Genomic DNA, 1,448 nt, shown 5'->3' with positions numbered 1-1,448 from the left:
GGTCAAGTCCCTAGGCGTGGTGTACGAAACGAATCCTCCGTCGGGCGTGTCGCTAGGCGCTGATGGCGACCTCCTCGGTGATCGATGATTCCTCGACGGGGTTGGCGATGAGGCTCATGCGGGACCGGGCCAGGACGTCGAGTCCGAGGTAGCGGCGGCCTTCGGCCCACTCGTCGTGCTGCTCGGCCAAGACGGCGCCGACGAGTCGGATGATGGCGTTGCGGTCGGGGAAGATCCCCACGACGTCGGTACGCCGACGGATCTCGCGGTTGAGCCGCTCGTTGGGGTTGTTCGACCAGATCTGTCGCCAGATCTCCTTCGGGAACCCGGTGAAGGCGAGGATCTCGTCACGGACACCGTCGAGGTGCGCGAACACCGCTGGCAGCTGGGCGACGAGGTCGGAGTCCAGGAGCTTGTCGAACTGGGCGTGGACCGCAACGGCGTCGGGTTGGTCGTAGACCGAGTGCAGCATCGCCTTGACCCCGGGCCATGCGGCCTTGGGTGTCACGGCCATGAGGTTCGCGGCGTAGTGGGTGCGGCACCGCTGCCAGCTGGCCCCGGGCAGGGTCGCGGCGATCGCTTCGACCAAGCCGGCGTGGGCATCGCTGGTGACCAGCGCAACCCCGGACAGACCTCTGGCCACGAGGTCGCGGAAGAACCCGAGCCACCCGGCGTGGGTCTCGCCGGTCGCGACCTGGACACCAAGGATCTCTCGGTGCCCATCAGCGTTGACGCCCGTGGCGACCATGACCGAGACGTTGCGGACCCGGCCACCTTCGCGGACCTTCATCGTCAGCGCGTCGGCGGCGACGAAGGTGTACGGCCCGGCCTCGTTGAGCGGTCGGGTCCGGAAGTCGGCGACGTGCTCGTCGAGATCAGCGGCCATCACGCTGACCTGTGACTTCGACAGCCCGGTGATCCCCAGCGACTGCACGAGCTTGTCCATCCGCCGCGTGCTGACGCCCAGGAGGTAGCAAGTCGCCACCACCGAGGTGAGTGCTGCTTCGGCGCGACGTCGTCGCTCGAGCAACCACTCGGGGAAGTAGGTCCCGGCACGCAGCTTGGGGATCGCGACATCGATCGTGCCCACGCGGGTGTCGAGGTCGCGGTGGCGGTAGCCGTTGCGGGAGTTGACCCGCTCGGGTGCACGGCTGCCGTAGGCGGCACCGCACACGGCGTCGGCCTCGGCGCCCAGCAGCGAGTTGATGAACGTCGCCAGAAGCTCACGCATCAAGTCCGGCGAGGCCTGCGCAAGCTGCTCGTGCAGGAACTCCCCAGGATCCAAAGTCTTGGTCAGGGCAGGGTCGATACTGGTTCCAGCGGTCATCGATGTGTCCTTCTTCGAGTTGGTTGTGAGAGATCACTCGAAGGATTCACCCGGTGGCCGCGCCTACGTTGGAGGCACGCGCTCACTCAGGACGTCGTACACCACTCTGCTGGACTCCACT

At 66.8% G+C, this 1,448-nt stretch carries 1 protein-coding gene; it reads right to left on the bottom strand.

Going from position 1 to position 1,448, the window contains the following annotated elements; translation table 11 throughout:
- Window positions 1-52: 52 nt before the first annotated feature.
- On the bottom strand, window positions 53-1,327 hold the full coding sequence (locus IEX47_RS17825; protein ID WP_188785498.1) for an IS256 family transposase: 1,275 nt from the start codon (window positions 1,325-1,327) through the stop codon (window positions 53-55).
- Window positions 1,328-1,448: the final 121 nt, after the last annotated feature.

This window comes from Nocardioides phosphati (assembly GCF_014646375.1).
Taxonomy (GTDB): Bacteria; Actinomycetota; Actinomycetes; order Propionibacteriales; family Nocardioidaceae; genus Nocardioides; species Nocardioides phosphati.
The sequence above is the reverse complement of the archived record's forward strand: the minus strand, read 5'-3'. Positions and strand labels throughout refer to the sequence as shown.